The sequence below is a fragment of the Streptomyces griseorubiginosus genome (assembly GCF_017614965.1).
Classification (GTDB): Bacteria; Actinomycetota; Actinomycetes; order Streptomycetales; family Streptomycetaceae; genus Streptomyces; species Streptomyces griseorubiginosus_B.
Genome location: NZ_WVUG01000208.1, coordinates 1 through 15,531, shown reverse-complemented (window position 1 = coordinate 15,531; position 15,531 = coordinate 1). Strand labels below are relative to the sequence as shown.

14 protein-coding genes and 1 tRNA gene are annotated in these 15,531 nt (G+C 73.0%); 10 read left to right on the top strand and 5 right to left on the bottom strand.

What is annotated here, in order from left to right; all coding sequences use genetic code 11:
* Window positions 1-156: 156 nt before the first annotated feature.
* Entirely contained in the window at window positions 157-753 is a 597-nt protein-coding gene (locus GRC12_RS30380; protein ID WP_208782748.1) for a histidine phosphatase family protein, read from the bottom strand.
* A gap of 195 nt (window positions 754-948) precedes the next feature.
* On the opposite strand from GRC12_RS30380, the gene GRC12_RS30375 reads away from it, so the two are divergent.
* From GRC12_RS30375 to GRC12_RS30345, 7 genes are all read left to right on the top strand, one after another.
* Window positions 949-1,896 carry a phosphatase PAP2 family protein gene (locus GRC12_RS30375; protein ID WP_133046403.1) on the top strand — a complete coding sequence of 316 codons (948 nt, stop codon included), beginning with the start codon at window positions 949-951 and terminating at the stop codon, window positions 1,894-1,896.
* Complete coding sequence (locus tag GRC12_RS30370; RefSeq protein ID WP_208782747.1) at window positions 1,847-2,998, top strand: hypothetical protein; 1,152 nt, start codon at window positions 1,847-1,849, stop codon at window positions 2,996-2,998. The genes GRC12_RS30375 and GRC12_RS30370 overlap by 50 nt, the downstream gene beginning before the upstream one ends.
* Window positions 2,989-4,590 carry a hypothetical protein gene (locus GRC12_RS30365; RefSeq protein WP_208782746.1) on the top strand — a complete coding sequence of 534 codons (1,602 nt, stop codon included), beginning with the start codon at window positions 2,989-2,991 and terminating at the stop codon, window positions 4,588-4,590. The genes GRC12_RS30370 and GRC12_RS30365 overlap by 10 nt, the downstream gene beginning before the upstream one ends.
* Window positions 4,587-5,921 carry an AAA domain-containing protein gene (locus GRC12_RS30360; protein ID WP_208782745.1) on the top strand — a complete coding sequence of 445 codons (1,335 nt, stop codon included), beginning with the start codon at window positions 4,587-4,589 and terminating at the stop codon, window positions 5,919-5,921. Before GRC12_RS30365 ends, GRC12_RS30360 begins: the two co-directional genes overlap by 4 nt.
* 320 nt (window positions 5,922-6,241) lie before the next feature.
* Window positions 6,242-6,607 carry a hypothetical protein gene (locus GRC12_RS30355; protein WP_133046399.1) on the top strand — a complete coding sequence of 122 codons (366 nt, stop codon included), beginning with the start codon at window positions 6,242-6,244 and terminating at the stop codon, window positions 6,605-6,607.
* 130 nt (window positions 6,608-6,737) lie between these two features.
* On the top strand, window positions 6,738-7,325 hold the full coding sequence (locus GRC12_RS30350) for a bifunctional DNA primase/polymerase (RefSeq protein ID WP_208782744.1): 588 nt from the start codon (window positions 6,738-6,740) through the stop codon (window positions 7,323-7,325).
* A tRNA-Lys gene (locus GRC12_RS30345) sits at window positions 7,316-7,389 on the top strand. Before GRC12_RS30350 ends, GRC12_RS30345 begins: the two co-directional genes overlap by 10 nt.
* Window positions 7,390-7,529: 140 nt before the next feature.
* Here the strand turns inward: GRC12_RS30345 and GRC12_RS30340 are convergent.
* Window positions 7,530-8,849: a M6 family metalloprotease domain-containing protein gene (locus GRC12_RS30340; protein WP_308286672.1), complete on the bottom strand. Its 1,320-nt coding sequence runs from the start codon at window positions 8,847-8,849 to the stop codon at window positions 7,530-7,532.
* Window positions 8,850-9,132: 283 nt separating this feature from the next.
* On the opposite strand from GRC12_RS30340, the gene GRC12_RS30335 reads away from it, so the two are divergent.
* A complete protein-coding gene (locus GRC12_RS30335; protein WP_208782742.1) occupies window positions 9,133-10,938 on the top strand; it encodes a putative bifunctional diguanylate cyclase/phosphodiesterase in 1,806 nt (601 codons plus the stop codon).
* On the opposite strand, the gene GRC12_RS30330 is transcribed toward GRC12_RS30335, so the two are convergent.
* The 3 genes from GRC12_RS30330 to GRC12_RS30320 all read right to left on the bottom strand — a co-directional run bounded on the left by GRC12_RS30330 (window position 10,911) and on the right by GRC12_RS30320 (window position 13,638).
* Window positions 10,911-12,005, bottom strand: coding sequence for an LLM class flavin-dependent oxidoreductase (locus GRC12_RS30330; protein ID WP_208782741.1), 1,095 nt, complete (start codon window positions 12,003-12,005; stop codon window positions 10,911-10,913). The two genes, GRC12_RS30335 and GRC12_RS30330, sit on opposite strands and share 28 nt — an antisense overlap.
* Window positions 12,006-12,112: 107 nt before the next feature.
* A complete protein-coding gene (locus GRC12_RS30325) occupies window positions 12,113-12,844 on the bottom strand; it encodes a maleate cis-trans isomerase family protein (RefSeq protein ID WP_208782740.1) in 732 nt (243 codons plus the stop codon).
* Window positions 12,841-13,638, bottom strand: a complete 798-nt coding sequence (locus GRC12_RS30320; protein ID WP_208782749.1) for a maleate cis-trans isomerase family protein — start codon at window positions 13,636-13,638, stop codon at window positions 12,841-12,843. The genes GRC12_RS30325 and GRC12_RS30320 overlap by 4 nt, the downstream gene beginning before the upstream one ends.
* 142 nt (window positions 13,639-13,780) lie before the next feature.
* Between GRC12_RS30320 and GRC12_RS30315 the strand changes: the two genes are divergently transcribed.
* The gene (locus tag GRC12_RS30315) at window positions 13,781-14,728 is read left to right on the top strand and encodes a D-2-hydroxyacid dehydrogenase (protein ID WP_208782739.1); all 948 of its coding nucleotides are present in this window, start codon (window positions 13,781-13,783) and stop codon (window positions 14,726-14,728) included.
* Between the two features lie 22 nt (window positions 14,729-14,750).
* On the top strand, window positions 14,751-15,531 hold a 781-nt coding region (locus GRC12_RS30310), incomplete at its 3' end, for an amidase family protein (protein ID WP_244373983.1).

The window sequence follows — 15,531 nt, the reverse complement described above, 5'->3', positions numbered from 1 at the left end:
CCCGAGCAGCACCTGACCCACCGGCCGACCGCCCGACCACCACCTGCCCCACCCCGGCAGCGTCAGAGCCACCGGCCACCACCCGGCCACCTCCTGACCCATCCGGCCACCGCGTAAGCCACCCGGGCGCCACCTGCCCCACGGGCAGCATCCGCGCTACCCGCCCAGGTGCCCCAGGTCGTTCCAGCTCTCGATGGCCGGTTCGCCGTAGGCCCAGCCCAGCACGGACAGGGAGGTCGGGTTCAGGCGGATGCGGGCCGCGAAGTCGATCGGCAGGCCCAGCCACCGCGCGCCGATCGAGCGCAGGATGTGGCCGTGCGCGAAGACCAGCACGTCCCGGTCCGCCGAGCGCGCCCACTCCACCACCTCGTCGGCCCGGGCGGTCACGCGATCCAGGGACTCCCCGTCCGGGACGCCGTCGCGCCAGATCAGCCAGCCCGGGCGGACGTCCTGGATCTCCTCCGGCGTCATCCCCTCGTACGCCCCGTAGTCCCACTCCAGCAGCGCGTCCCAGAGGGCCGCCCGCTCCCCGAACCCGGCGAGTTCGCACGTCTCACGCGCGCGTGCCAGCGGGCTGGTGCGCACCTCGGCATCGGCCAGGCCCTCGAAGGGCGCGCGGTGCAGACGTTCGCCGAGCAGCTTGGCGCCGCGCCGGCCCTCCTCCAGGAGGGGCACGTCGGTCCTGCCGGTGTGCTTGCCGGACAGCGACCACTCGGTCTGTCCGTGCCGGGCCAGCAGGATGCGCGGTGCCATGAGGAGGAGACCCTTCCGAGTTATTCGCAGGCGGAACCCCTCCATCATCGCGCACGCTGTCCTGGGGCAACCCGACGGTCGATCTCTGCGTCTTTGAGGGCCGGGGGCGCCCCACGGGGGCGCGCGCGTACGCCGTAAAGTGGCACGACCCGCGACCACGGGAAGCCGCGCGAGGATGAAGGGGGAGGCGATCGGATGCCGAAGACCGAGACGACACCTGGCACCGAGGCCGCGGCCCCGCCGACCCGTCTGCGCTGGTGGACCGAACTGCCGTTGATCATGCTGGTGTACGCCTGCTACTCGGCCGGCCGGCTCCTCGCCCGCGGTGACACCTCCGGCGCCGTCGACCACGGCCTGGCGATCCTGCGCGTCGAGAAGCTGCTGCACATCAACGCCGAGCACCCGCTCAACCGGCTCTTCACCCGCGAGGCGTGGCTCGGCGTCCCGGCGGACTTCTGGTACGCCTCGCTGCACTACCTGGTCACCCCGGCCATCCTGATCTGGCTGTTCCGCTCGCGCGCGGCGCACTACCGGGCGGCCCGCACCTGGCTGATGACGTCCACCTTCATGGGCCTGATCGGCTTCACTCTGCTGCCGACCTGTCCACCCCGTCTCCTCTCTGCGGGCCACGGGTTCGTGGACACGATGGCCCAGTACAGCTCGTACGGCTGGTGGGGCGGTGCCGCGAGCGCCCCGAAGGGACTCGGCGGCATGACCAACCAGTACGCGGCCATGCCGAGTCTGCACGTGGGCTGGGCGCTGTGGTGCGGGGTCATGCTGTGGAAGTACGGCAGGACGCGTACGACCCGGGTCCTCGCCGTCGCCTACCCGCTGCTGACGACGATCGTGGTCATGGGCACCGCGAACCACTACTTCCTGGACGCGGTCGCGGGCGCCTGCGTGATGGGCCTCGGACTGTTCCTGACGCCGTACGTGCTGCGGGGCGTGGACGCGCTGAAGGCGCGGCTGCCGTTCGCCGCAGGGCGCTCTCGCGTCGCAGGTTCCTCAATTGTCAGTGGCGGATGCCAGACTTCCGCGGGTGAGCGAATTCCACGGCAGCGCGAGTCGCGGTTCGGAAGCGGAGCCGAGCCTGGTGCCTCTCCCTCGGACGCGGGGGAAGGCGCTGCGGCAGCGGCTCGCTGAGCTGCGCGGTCCCGACGTCCCGGCCAAGGCGCTGGACGCCCGTGCCCTGGCGGCCCTCGCCGCCAACCCGGGCTGCAGGCGGCGCGCCATCCTGGACGGCGCCGGGGTGAACAAGGCGACACTGGCTAACTCGCTGGGCTCCCCGTCGGTGTTCGGGCAGTCCCAGTTCGCCTTCACCCGGGGCAACGCGTTCGAGGCGAAGGTCAAGGCGGACGGCGGCGCGGAGCTGCTGCGGCTGGCGCACGAGAAGCTGGACCGCACCGCCGAGCCGCCCACCGCGGCGCAGGTGCCCGACCTCACCGCGGCCGGCCCCGAGGGCCGCACGGCCCGCACGGCACTGGCCCTGCGCGAGGCCTCCGCCGAGCCGGGCGGCTGGACGCTCCTCGACCACCCGATGCTCGCCCTCGACGTCGCCGGCTCCCCCGCCTTCCTGGAACCGGACGCGGTGGTCGTCCACCCCGACGGCAGCTGGACGGTCGTCGAGATCAAGTCCTTCCCGATGCTGGACGGCTCCGCGGACGCGGCCAAGGTCGGCGCGGCCGCCCGGCAGGCGGCGGTCTACGTCCTGGCCCTGGAGGAGGTCGCCGCCCGCCTCGATCCGGCTCCGGCGGTACGGCAGCGGGTCCTGCTCGTCTGCCCGAAGGACTTCTCCAACCTCCCCACCGCCTCCGCCGTCGACGTCCGCAAGCAGCGCGCGGTCACCGCCCGACAGCTGGCCCGGCTCACCCGCGTCGAGGACATCGCCGACACGCTCCCGGCGGGCACGTGCTTCTCCCCCGACCTGCCCGCCGAGGAGCTGACGGCGGCCGTCGAGTCGGTCCCGGCGACCTACGCGCCCGAGTGCCTGTCCGCCTGCGAACTGGCCTTCCACTGCCGCGCCCGCTCCCGTGAGGCGGGCGCGGTCACCGCCCTCGGCCGCTCGGTCCGCGCCGAACTCGGCGGCCTGACGACCGTCGAGGAGGTGTGGGCGGCGGCCCACGGAACAGCCGGCGACCCGACGGACCCTGCCGTGGCGGCGCTGCGAAGGGCCGCCCACCTGCGCGCGGAGGCGCTGGAAGCGATGGCGCCGCGGGCGCGGACTGGAGAGTCACCATGTCCCTGATCTCCACGCTCAGCCGGCTGGAGGCCGTCCGTACCGGGCGGGCGCAGCCCGCCGCCACCGTCCGGCACCGGCATCTGGCCGAGCGGCCGCTCGTCTTCGTGCCCTTGACCACCGCCGGTGAGGCCGGTGCCCCGCTGGGCGCGCTCGTCGGCACCGAGCGGGACGCGCCCCGGCTGCTCGTCGTCCCGCAGCCCCGCGACCGGGACCTGCGGTTCGCGTTCCTGGCCGAGCTGGCGGACGTCGTGCTGCCGTACATCGACGCCCACGCGGAGGACGTGGAGGCGGCCGAGCGGACCGAGACCGACCCGGAGACCGGCAAGCGGGTCAAGGTCGAGGTCGAACTGTGCGCCGACGCCCCGCAGTTGATCGTCCCGAGCCGCGCCGGCATCGACTTCGTACGGCTGCTCGGCCGCTCCATGCGCTTTCGCCGTACGGCGGAGCAGGACCCGGAGACCCCGTATCCGGCGCCCCCGCGCGTGCCGCTGCTCGGCCGGTGGCTGACCCATTTCGGGGAGCGCGCCCGCGTCCCCGGCTCGTCCCTGCTGCTGGCCATGACCGACGTGCTGTCCCGGCACTGGGCGACCGGCCAGTCCACCCTGGAGGACCAGCACCTGGGCGCCCTGCTCGCCTGGATCGCCCCGCCCGAGGGCATGTCCGGGGCCGATGCGGCGCTGCGGGCCGAGCTCGCCCGCGGCCCCCGCGGCCAACTGCTGTGCCCGCCCGCGGGACCGGCCACCGACCCCGCGTTCGACAACAAGCTCCTCGCCCCGGCCATCGAGCGCTACGACCGCGCGCGGACCGCCCTCGCCGCCGCCGAGGACGGTCTGGAGGCCGACGACCGGCTCGGTGAACTCACCGCCGCGGAGCGGGAGATCCGTGACCTGATCGCGGGCGTCACCCGGCCCACCTGGGACCGGGTGTGGGACGGCCTCGACCTGCTGCGTGCCCTCCCCGAGGGAGCGCATGTCGAGGAGCGGTGGACGCGCGACCGCTGGTCGTTCACCGCCCACCGCGACCGTGTCACGGCCGGTGAGCCTCCGCAGCCGCGCCGCGACGACGCGGTCACCGCCGCGAACAAGCTCGCCTCGCGCGAGCGGGAGCAGGCCCGCCTCGAGGCACAGGAGGCCCTGGACGATCCGCTGGTGATGGCGGGGCGACGGCTGTCCGGGGAGGCGTTCGCGGGCGAGGTCACGGAGGTCGTGATGGCGTACAGCGAGAGCAAGCGGCCGAGCCCGCGCCCGCTGGTCACGATCCGCACCGACGACCGGCCGCACCTCGGCGAGCGGGCCAAGGCGTACCGCTCGCTGGACGGCAAGCCGCAGTCGGCCGAGTTCGTCGGAGCCGAGGAGTCCGAGGACGGCGGCACGCTGGTCGTGCTGCGCATGCTCGACAAGATGGGCCGCGGCAAGGAGCCGGAGCCCGGCTCGGTCCCGGAGAAGGGCGACCGGGTCTGCTTCACCCTCTTCGAGCACGAGCAGCGCGGCGGCCCCAAGCTGCCCGATCCGGAGCAGACGCCGTGGACGCACGGCGGACCGCCGGGTGAGGCCGTGGCCGAGGCGGCCGATCCCCTGACCGCGGAGGACGTCCTGTGACCACCGTTCTCGACCCCGGGGCGGCGGCCGCCGAGGCCACCGACGCGATCCTCCACGACACGCTGCACGGCAGTCACCGGGGCGTGGTCGTGGACTCCCCGCCGGGCGCCGGCAAGTCCACGCTGGTCGTGCGCGCGGCGCTCGAACTGGCCGACGCCGGGCGCCCGTTGATGATCGTCGCGCAGACGAACGCGCAGGTCGACGATCTCGTCGTCCGGCTCGCCGAGAAGAGCCCGCAGCTTCCGGTCGGCCGGCTGCACAGCAGTGACGCCGACCCGTACGACAAGGCGCTGGACGAGCTGCCGCACGTGCGCAAGTCGGCGAAGGCGGCCGAGCTGGCGGGGCTGCCGGTGGTGATCTCCACGGCCGCGAAGTGGGCGCATGTGAAGGCCGACGAGCCGTGGCGGCACGCGATCGTCGACGAGGCGTACCAGATGCGGTCGGACTCGCTGCTCGCGGTGGCGGGGCTGTTCGAGCGGGCGCTGTTCGTGGGCGATCCGGGTCAGCTGGACCCCTTCTCGATCGTGGGCAGCGAGCAGTGGGCGGGGCTGTCGTACGACCCCTCGGCCTCCGCCGTCACCACCCTTCTGGCCCACAACCCCGAACTTCCCCAGCACCGCCTGCCGGTCTCCTGGCGGCTCCCGGCCTCCGCGGCCCCGCTGGTCTCGGACGCCTTCTACCCGTACACGCCCTTCCGCAGCGGCACGGACCACGACGACCGCCGTCTCTCCTTCGCCGTTCCCTCGGACGGCTCCGGCCCCGACCGGGTGATCGACGCGGCCGCCGAGTCGGGCTGGGGCCTGCTGGAGCTGCCCGCGCGGCACACCCCGCGCACGGACCCGGAGGCGGTGCGGGCGGTGGCGACGGTGGTACGACGGCTGCTGGACCGGGAGGGTGCGGCGACGTCGGAACGCTCACCCGTCCCCGCCCCTCTCACCGCCGGCCGTATCGCCGTCGGCACGGCCCACCGCGACCAGGCGGCGGCCGTCCGGGCGGCCCTGGCGGAGCTGGGCGTCGCGGACGTCACCGTGGACACGGCGAACCGGCTGCAGGGCATGGAGTTCGACGTCACGGTGATCCTGCACCCGCTCTCCGGCCGCCCCGACGCCACCGCCTTCCACCTGGAGACGGGTCGCCTGTGCGTCCTGACCTCCCGCCACCGCCACGCCTGCATCGTGGTCTGCCGGGCCGGCGTCGGCGACCTGCTGGACGACTACCCGTCCACAGAACCGGTCCAGCTGGGAACGCTGGTGAAGTTCCCGGACGGCTGGGAGGCCAACCACGCGGTACTGGCGCGGTTGGCGGAACACCGGGTGCCCTGGCAGCCCTGACCACCCGTCCGGCTGCATCAGAACAAACGATCAGCACAGCACCCCCACCCGCCGGACGGAGTCCGGCCCGCCGCCGGAGGCGGCCGACGAATACAGCCCCGGACGGCTGGGAGGCCAACCACGCGGTACTGGCGCGGTTGGCGGAACACCGCGTGCCCTGGCAGCCCTGACCACCCGTCCGGCTGCATCAGAACAAACGATCAGCACAGCACCCGCTCGATGCAGGCCGGGGGAATCGGGGCCCTCTTGCATGGGCGCGGGACAATGGACGGTGGCCCGTGCACAGAAGGGTCTTCCGCGACGTACGAGGAGGAGAAGACATGGCGGAGCAGACGCCGCGTCGGAACGAACCGCGGCTGCGCCCCGCGCCCCTGCTTTTCGAGCCCGCCGAGGCGGCCGCCGATCCGGAGCACTTCTTCGACCTGGAGTCCATCGACGACCCCCGCGCCCTGCTGGCCCGCTCGACGGAGCTGGCGCAGGCGTTCCGCGCGGCGGCCGACCGGGCCGTGGAGTTCCAGGCAATGGCGGCGGCGCAGCTCGCCGACCCGCGCCGCTTCGACCGGCTGACGCCGGCGGACATCGCGGAGCGGGCGGAATGGACCGAGGACTACGCCAAGAAGATGGTCGAGTTCGGCCGGGACCTGATGCGCGGGGTCGAGGGCGCCGGGTCCGCCGACCCCGTCTGAGCAGTCTGAACACCGCTCGCTTCGGATTGGCATATGCCAGGCGGGCAAGATACCCGCTGCCGCCCGCCGCTGTCCCGGATTCCGGCAACCCTCGGAAACCACCCGTTCACAGCCGGTAGACATGTCCTCCATGAGCAGTGAACGCATCGGCCCGTTCTCCGACGGCCTCGACGCCTGCGGGGTCACCCCGGACGGAGCCGCCTGGCTCGCCTCCGCCGGAACGTATCCGCGCAGCACGCTCGCCCTCTGGGAGGAGCGCCCGGACGCCCCGGTGGTCCTGGCCTGCGGCTCCGTCTTCGACGTCGTCAACGCGCCCGCGGTCTTCGGGCGCCGGATGGTCGACCGGCTGTGGGACGAGGGGCCGGGCTCCGGACCGGTCGCGGCCTTCCGGGGCCGCATGCTGCTGTTCGCCGCGCCGGGCACGGCCCAGCGGCTGCCGTCGCTGCTGGGCTGGGAGGAGTTCGGCCGTACGGGCGCGATTCCGCCGCTGCTGTGTCACGGCCCCGGTGACGCGGTGACCGTACCGGCCCCGCTGGGCACCGCCGCCCCCTCGACCTCCCGCTGGCTGGTCGCCCCCGACACCCGCCGCCCCTGGCTGCCGGGCCCCGAAATCGTGCTCTGGGCTGCGGTAAGGGCGGCCCGAGCCGCCGTCCGCATATCGATTTTTCCTCCCGCCGATCAGGATGCTAAGGTCTACGACGTCAGCAGGCGCCGCTAGCTCAGTTGGTTAGAGCAGCTGACTCTTAATCAGCGGGTCCGGGGTTCGAGTCCCTGGCGGCGCACGATGGCGATGGCGAGGCATGTTCGCGGAAAGCGCGAACGGCCTCGCCATCGTCGTTTCTGCGCGGCTTCGCCGCGCGTTGTGGGGGCTCCGCCACCCACACCCCCGCCAGGCGTCGGCCCAGCAGCCGCCCGCCGAGAGCTACCCGTCCGTGATCCTCACCGTCCACTCCCCCGCGACCGTCCGCCCCTCCGCCTGGACGCGGACCCTCGTGCCCGGGATCGTGAAGGTCTCGCCGAGGGCGATCGGGGCGTCGGCCAGGGGTGGGTAGACGGAGTTCTCCCAGCAGGCCTCGGTGCGGGGGTGGGCGTCGATCACCTGGATGGGGCCGTCGCCGGAGGGCGCGCCGCTGCGGACGCGGTAGACGAGGATGCCGGAGCGGCAGGTCGTCATGTCGTTGCCGGCCGGCTCGCGCGCCTCGAAGGCGAGCACGCTGTCGGGACCGGTCCGCAGGACCGCGAGCTTGGTGCCCCGCCCCAGCCCGAAGGCCGGCGACCCGGCGGCTGCCGTGACCGGCGGCCCCGGCGCCGCGTCCAGCGGCTCCAGCGTCAGCAGGGTGGTGCCGGACTCCCGTACGCACACCACCTGCCGCGGCTCCAGCCACCCCAGCTTCCACTTGTGCCAGCCGAACAGGTCCGGGGACAGTCCGAACTGGCTGCCCATCAGGTCCCAGTCGCCGACATACGTGTCCCAGTCGCCCTTGCCGTCGACCGGCCGGTGGTAGAGGTCCGGCAGGTCGAAGACGTGGCCGGTCTCGTGGGCGAGGACCAGCCGGTCCGGCGGATGCTTCTCGAAGACCGTGACGACGCGGCGGATGTCCCGGCCGTCCGCCCGCAGCGGGACGTCCAGGTTGACGACCTTCGTGGCGTCCGAGTCCACGCCGGGCGCGTCCGGGTCGGCGACGAAGTAGACGACGTCGTAGCGGGAGAAGTCGACCCGCGGGTCGGCGGCGGCGAGCGCGTCGCGCAGATAGGCGGCGCGGCGCTCGGGGTTCCAGTCGCGCTGTATGGCGTACGAGGTCGCCGGGTGCGGCATCCGGATCCAGCGCTCGAGGGGATGCGGGCGCAGGGTGAACCTGCCGTAGGAGGCGCGCTCGTAGAAGCGGGTGGTGGCCGGGAAGTGGTCGGCGGTCAGCTGGGCCGGCGTGGTGCGCGGGGCCGAGCCGGGGAAGGACAGGAAGACCATCACCGCGTCCAGCGCGCGGGTCGGGCGCGGATAGGCGGCGTTCCAGGTGTCGAGGCCCTCGGAGTGGTGGGCCTCGGTGCGCTGCAGGGCGCACGGCACCGACGAGAAGGGTTCGGCGACCGACGGCCCGGTGATCAGGGAGGTCGCGGCGAGCGCGGACAGGGTGGTGCACACGGCGGCGGTGCTGCGCAGTCGGGGGCCCCGGAATCCCTTGGGGGGAGACAGGAAGGGGAACTGACGCGGCACAGGGACCTCCGGGAGCGGTACACGGGACACCGCACCCAGCCTGTGCATATTTGTCGTACTACGCCCTGTTTGCCTGCCCCAGATGAGTGAGCCGGCCGACGGATCCTCAGATCCGACACCCCCGAATCGCTCACGGAACGTCACAAGTGGTCCCAGCACCCATGAACCCGCCCAGCTGCGGGCAGAAACGATCTGTCAGAAGTGCCGCTGGATCCGGGACACTGGACAGTGGCTGGAAGGCCCTTGGGTCTGCCTCTATGATCGGCACACTTTCCTGCACGGACAGAGATCGAGTGCACTGCGGGAGCTAGCGGTGAGCGGAACGTCCGAAGGGCCGGCGCCCGCGGCAGACCTCGACCGGGGCGCCGTAACAGAGAGTGACAGCATCTATCGGTCCGTCTTCAGGACCGCCTCCGTCGCCATGGCGGTCGTCGATCGCGAGGGCCTGGTGGTCACCGCGAACGACGGGTTCGGCGCGCTGCTCGGCAGTCCGCCGGACGCGCTGACCGGCAAGGTCGCCGCCGATCTGGTGGACCTGGCCTCCGACACCCGTACCTGGCACGCCTACCGCGAGGTGCTGCGCGGCCGCGAGGCCCGGCTGCGCTGCACCCGGCGCATGAAGCACCCCGACGGCCAGTCCGTCTGGGTCCAGGTGGTGGTCGCCCCGCTGCCGGCCGGCGAGGACGGTGTCCTGCTGTCCGTCACCGACATCAGCGCCCAGCGTGAACTCCAGGGCAGGCTGCGGCACTTGCAGATGCACGACCCGGTGACCCGGCTGCCCAACCGCACCCTGTTCTTCGAGCGGCTGACGGCCGCGCTGGAGGCGGGGTCGTACGAGGAGAGCGGCACCGGGCGGATCGGCCTGTGCTATCTGGACCTGGACGGCTTCAAGGCCATCAACGACACCCTCGGCCACCGCGTCGGCGACCGGCTGCTGGCCGCCGTCGCCGAACGGCTGACGCGGTGCGCCGACGAGGCCGGGTACGCCAGAGCGAGCGCACCGCTGGTGGCCAGACTCGGCGGCGACGAATTCGCCCTGCTGGTCGAGGACTCGACAGGTACCGAGCAGCTCGCCGACCTCGCCGAGTCCGTCCTGAAGGCGGTCCAGGCACCCTTCGACCTCGCCGGTCAGCGGCTGTCGGTGTCGGCCTCGATCGGGGTCGTGGAGCGGCACGCGGCCGGCACCACCCCGACCGCCCTGATGCAGGCGGCCGACACCACCCTCTACTGGGCCAAGGCCGACGGCAAGGCCCGCTGGACGCTGTTCGACCCGGAGCGCAACGCCCACCGCATGACCCGTCAGGCGCTCGCCTCCCATCTCCGCCCCGCCATCGAGCGCGGTGAGTTCGTGCTGGAGTACCAGCCTCTGGTGGGCATGGAGGACGGGCGGGTCAACGGCGTGGAGGCGCTGGTCCGTTGGAACCACCCGCAGTTCGGTGTCCTGACGCCGAATCGGTTCATCGGACTGGCCGAGGAGGACGGCTCGATCGTGCCGCTCGGCCTGTGGGTGCTGCGCACGGCCTGCCGCCAGGCCCGGCGCTGGCAGCTCGACCACCCGGACGAGCCGCCGCTGTTCGTCAGCGTCAACGTGGCCGTCCGTCAGGTCTGGGACTCCGACCTGGTGGCGGACGTCGCCCAGACCCTCGCCGAGACGGGCCTCGCACCGGGGCTGCTGCAGCTGGAGCTGACCGAGTCGGCGGTGATGGGCTCCGCGGGCCGCCCGCTGCAGGCCCTGCAGGCGCTCAGTGACATGGGCGTCCGGATCGCCATCGACGACTTCGGCACCGGCTACTCCAACCTGGCCTACCTCAGCCGGCTGCCGGTGTCGGTGCTGAAGCTGGACGGCTCCTTCGTCCGCGGCTTCCAGTACGAGGGCGACAAGGAGGGGACGGTGGCGCCCAACCCGGCCGACGAGGTCGTCGTCGAGGCGATGATCCAACTCGCCCACCGGCTGGGCCTGACGGTCACCGCGGAGTGCGTGGAGACCTCGGCGCAGGCGACCCGGCTGCGCCGCATCGGCTGCGACACCGGCCAGGGCTGGCTGTACTCACGGCCGGTGTCGCCCGAGCGGATCGGCGAGTTGATGGGGACTCAGACCGAGGCGGTCGGCAACCCGTAGGCGTCCGCGATGAGTTCGTAGGAGCGCAGTCGCACCTCGCCGCGGTGGGCGTGCGAGGTGAGCATCAACTCGTCGGCGCCGGTGCGCTTGTGGAGGGCGTCCAGACCGGCGACGACCTCGTCGGCCGTGCCGTGCTCGATGTTCGAGGTCCAGGACGCGACGAACTCCTCCTCGTACGGGCTGAACTCGTGCTTCTCCGCCTCGTCCGGGTCGGGGAACAGGCCCGGCCGGCCGGTGCGCAGCCGGATCATGTTCAGGGCCATCGCGCGGGTCTGGCGGCGGGCCTCCCGCGGGTCGTCCGTGGCGAGGACGGAGACGCCGATGAGGGCGTAGGGCTCGTCCAGGACGTCGGAGGGGCGGAAGGACTCCCGGTACAGCTCCAGGGCCGGGACGGTGTTCTGCGCGGAGAAGTGGTGCGCGAAGGCGAAGGGCAGGCCGAGGACGCCGGCCAGGCGGGCGCTGAAGCCGGAGGAGCCAAGGAGCCAGACCGGCGGCCGGTGCGGGGACTGGACGCCGCCGGGGGAGGTGGCCTGCACGGGGCCGGGCACGGCGTGGATGCGGCGGTAGGGGTGGCCGTCGGGGAAGTCGTCGTCCAGGAAGCGGGTCAGCTCGGCGAGCTGTTCGGGGAAGTCGTCGGCACCCTCGTTGAGCCGCTCGGTGCGGCGCAGGGCGGCGGCCGTGGCGCCGTCGGTGCCGGGGGCGCGGCCGAGGCCCAGGTCGACGCGGCCCGGCGCCAGCGCCTCCAGGGTGCCGAACTGCTCGGCGATCACCAGGGGCGCGTGGTTGGGCAGCATCACGCCGCCGGAACCGAGGCGGATGCGGTCCGTGTGGGCGGCGAGGTGGGCCAGGATCACGGCCGGGGAGGAGGAGGCCACACCCGGCATGGAGTGGTGCTCGGCGACCCAGTAGCGGTGGAAGCCGCGGGACTCGGCGTACCGGGACAGTTCGACGCTGGTGCGCAGCGCGTCGGTGGCGGTGCTGCCCGAGCCGACGGTGACCAGGTCCAGTACGGAGAGGGGGACGGGGGCGGTGCCCTGTACGGTGCCCCGGATCTCGTCTGCCGTCACGGTGGGTGCCTCCTGTTGGTGCGACGCGGTATGCCCGCACGACTAACAGGAGGCGGTCTCCGCTTTATTCCCGGCGATCCCGACGCCCGACGATCAGCGAGGGGGGCTCAGACCTGCACGAGCGGCTCCCTGGTGAACAGCGCCCCCATCATCGGCGCGTTCACCCTGCGGTCCGCCAGGCGCAGGCCCTCCCAGACCGTGACCTGGTTGGCGGTGAGGACCGGCTTGCCCAGCTCCTTCTCCAGGGCCGGGATGTGGGCCGCCGTGTGCAGGGCCGTGTCCGGCAGGAGCAGGGCCTCGGCGTCCGGGCCGTCGGCGTCGCGGGCCAGCAGTTGGATCTCCGCCTCACCCCAGGTGGCGACCTCGGCGGCGGTGACGACGCCCGCACCCCGGACGGAGGTGACCTCGACGCCACCCGCGCGCAGGAAGTCCGCGAAGAGCTCCGCGACGTCCTCGGGGTAGGTCGCGGCGACCGCCACCTTGCGTACGCCCAGCTCGCCCAGCGCGTGCACGAACGCGAAGGACGTGGAGGAGGCCGGCATCCCGGCCGTGACGGCGAGGGTGCGCACCTGCTCGTGGGCGCCCTCCCAGCCGTATACGAAGCTGCCGCTGGTGCACGCCCAGACCACCGACTCGGCGCCCGCCATGCGCAGTTCGTCGACGCCCGCCGCCAGCCGCTCGGCCGAGCCCATCTCCCGCAGGGCGTCCACCCGGTGGGCGTCCGTACCGATGTCGGTGTGGACGACGTCGAGGCGGATGTCGCTGCCGAGCAGTTGCTCGATGCGCGGGTAGTCGTCCTCGGCGGAGTGCCCCGGGTAGAGGAATCCGAGTGCGGTCATGACCTGCCTTCCTGCTGCTGTTCACCGTCCGGGAGTTCCGGCACCACGGGACCGGAGCGCGCCGCCGGATCGATCAGCGCCTGGTACGGTCCCACCGCCCGGGTACCCATTCGGGCCAGCGCGGCCCACATGGTCACCTGGTTGGCCGAGATGACCGGGATGCGCAGTTCGGCCTCCAGTTGCGGGATGACGTCGTAGGTCGGCAGGTTGGTGCAGCTGATGAACAGCACGTCGGCGGTGCGCCGGACCGCCCGGTGCGCCATGGCCACCACGTCGCGGTACGGCACCTTCCAGATGTGCCGGGTCAGACCCATGTACGCGCATCCCGTGACTTCGGCCCCCGCCTCGGCGAGGTACTCCTCCAGCGCGCTCGTGACGGACCCGGTGTACGGCGTGACCAGCGCGACCCGCCGCGCGCCGAGCGCCGCCAGGGCCTGAAGGAGCGCGCCCGAGGTGGTGACCGAGGGGACCGCGCCGGCCCGTGTCATCGCCGCGCACATCGCCCGCTCCCCGGCGATCCCGCCGACGAAGCTGCCTGAGGTGCAGGCGTAGGCGACGACCTCGGGCGTGATCGCGGTGAGGGTGCGCACCGCGTCGTCCAGCGTCTGGTGTTCGCTGACCAGCCGGGCGAGGTCGAGGCTGACCTCGACCGGCACGTACGGCGTGCGGGTGAGGTGCAGCGACACCTCGTCGGGGACCCAGCGCCACAGCTCGCGGTCCAGGGCGAAGTCGAACGGGGCGACGACTCCTACACCGCGCTGCGGCCGGGGACCACCCAGGAAGGACACGTCCATGACGGCCACCGCCCTCACTGTGAGAAAGGGGTGAGCAACGGACCGTACGTACGCCCGTGTTGACGAAGGTAGGTTCGGGTGCGAGCGTGGTCAAACCTCGCATGTCAGACGGCCGCCCCGCTCCGGAATCGAGTCCTCGCGCATGACCGTCCCCACCGTCCTGGTCCTGGACGCCGATCCCCTCCCCCGCCTCGGGCGCCTCACGGGTCGCGCCCGTGTCGAGCACGCCGACCCCTCGACGCTGGCCGAGCGGCTGCCGCACGCGGACGTGCTGCTGGTGTGGGACTTCACGTCCCGGGCGGTGCGGGCCGCGTGGCCGGGCGAGGGGCCGCGGCCGCGCTGGGTGCACACGGCGAGCGCGGGCGTGGACCATCTGATGTGTCCGGAACTCGCCGCCTCGGACACCGTGGTCACCAACGCGCGCGGCGTCTTCGACCAGCCGATCGCCGAGTACGTCGCCGCCCTCGTCCTGGCCATGGCCAAGGATCTGCCGAGGACGCTGGAGCTGCAGCGGGAGCGGACCTGGCGGCACCGGGAGAGCCAGCGGGTGGCGGGCACCCGGGCCTGCGTGGTCGGGTCCGGGCCGATCGGCCGGACCATCGCCCGCACGCTCAGGGCGCTCGACATCACCACCGCGCTGGTCGGGCGCACCCCGCACACCGGCATCCACGGTCCCGAGGACCTGGACCGGTTGATCGCCCGCGCCGACTGGGTGATCGCGGCCGCCCCGCTGACCGAGCAGACGCGGGGCATGTTCGACGCCCGCCGCTTCGACGTGATGCAGCCCTCGGCCCGCTTCATCAACGTCGGGCGCGGCGGCCTGGTCGTCGAGGAGGCCCTCGCGGACGCCCTCGCCAAGCGCTGGATCGCGGGCGCCGCCCTGGACGTCTTCGAGCACGAGCCCCTCACCCCCGACAGCCCCTTGTGGCGGGCCCCGGGCCTGATCGTGTCCCCGCACATGAGCGGCGACACGGTCGGCTGGCGCGACGAACTCGGCGCGCAGTTCGTCGAGTTGTACGAGCGCTGGGAGACCGGCCGGCCCCTGCTGAACGTGGTCGACAAGCAACGGGGGTATGTACCCGGACGCTGAACCGCCGAGCGATGGAGGGCAGATGACGGACCTCGACCTCACCGAGCTGACCGCCGCACGACTCGTCGAGGGGTACCGCAAGGGCGAGTTCAGTCCGGAGGAGGCCACGCGGGCCGCGCTGGAGCGGGCCGAGCGGATCCAGCCGGAGGTCAACGCCTTCGTACGGCTGCTGGGGGACGAGGCGCTCGCCCAGGCGCGGGAGTCGACGCGGCGATGGCGGCGGGGCGAGCCGAAGGGGCTGGTGGACGGGGTACCCACGACCGTCAAGGACATCATCCTGCTGAAGGGCGCACCCACCCTCAAGGGTTCCAAGGCCATTTCGGAGGAGGGGAGTTGGGACGAGGACGCTCCGTCCGTCGCCCGGCTGCGGGAGCACGGAGCCGTGTTCATCGGCAAGACCACGACCCCCGAGTTCGGCTGGAAGGGCGTCACGGACTCACCGCTGTCCGGCGTGACCCGCAACCCGCACGACCCGTCCCGCACCGCCGGCGGCTCCAGCGGCGGCGCGGCGGCGGCCGTGGCCCTCGGCGCGGGTCCCCTCGCGCTCGGCACGGACGGCGGGGGCAGTGTCCGTATCCCGGCCGCGTTCTGCGGGATCTTCGCGCTGAAGCCGACGTACGGCCGTGTCCCGCTGTATCCGGCGAGCGCCTTCGGCACGCTGGCGCACGTGGGGCCGATGACCCGGGACGCGGCGGACGCGGCGCTGCTGCTCGACGTGATCGGAGTGCCGGACAGCCGTGACTGGTCGGCGCTGGGACCGGCGCCCGGGTCGTTCACGGCGGGGCTTGCGGGCGGGGTGCGGG

Excerpts from the sequence above, each read along its gene's own strand:
- GRC12_RS30325 (WP_208782740.1), bottom strand. The coding sequence starts at position 12,844 with ATGACCGCACTCGGATTCCTCTACCCGGGGCACTCCGCCGAGGACGAC.
- GRC12_RS30355 (WP_133046399.1), top strand. The coding sequence starts at position 6,242 with ATGGCGGAGCAGACGCCGCGTCGGAACGAACCGCGGCTGCGCCCCGCG.
- GRC12_RS30315 (WP_208782739.1), top strand. The coding sequence starts at position 13,781 with ATGACCGTCCCCACCGTCCTGGTCCTGGACGCCGATCCCCTCCCCCGC.
- GRC12_RS30365 (WP_208782746.1), top strand. The coding sequence starts at position 2,989 with ATGTCCCTGATCTCCACGCTCAGCCGGCTGGAGGCCGTCCGTACCGGG.
- GRC12_RS30320 (WP_208782749.1), bottom strand. The coding sequence starts at position 13,638 with ATGGACGTGTCCTTCCTGGGTGGTCCCCGGCCGCAGCGCGGTGTAGGA.
- GRC12_RS30375 (WP_133046403.1), top strand. The coding sequence starts at position 949 with ATGCCGAAGACCGAGACGACACCTGGCACCGAGGCCGCGGCCCCGCCG.
- GRC12_RS30380 (WP_208782748.1), bottom strand. The coding sequence starts at position 753 with ATGGCACCGCGCATCCTGCTGGCCCGGCACGGACAGACCGAGTGGTCG.
- GRC12_RS30350 (WP_208782744.1), top strand. The coding sequence starts at position 6,738 with ATGAGCAGTGAACGCATCGGCCCGTTCTCCGACGGCCTCGACGCCTGC.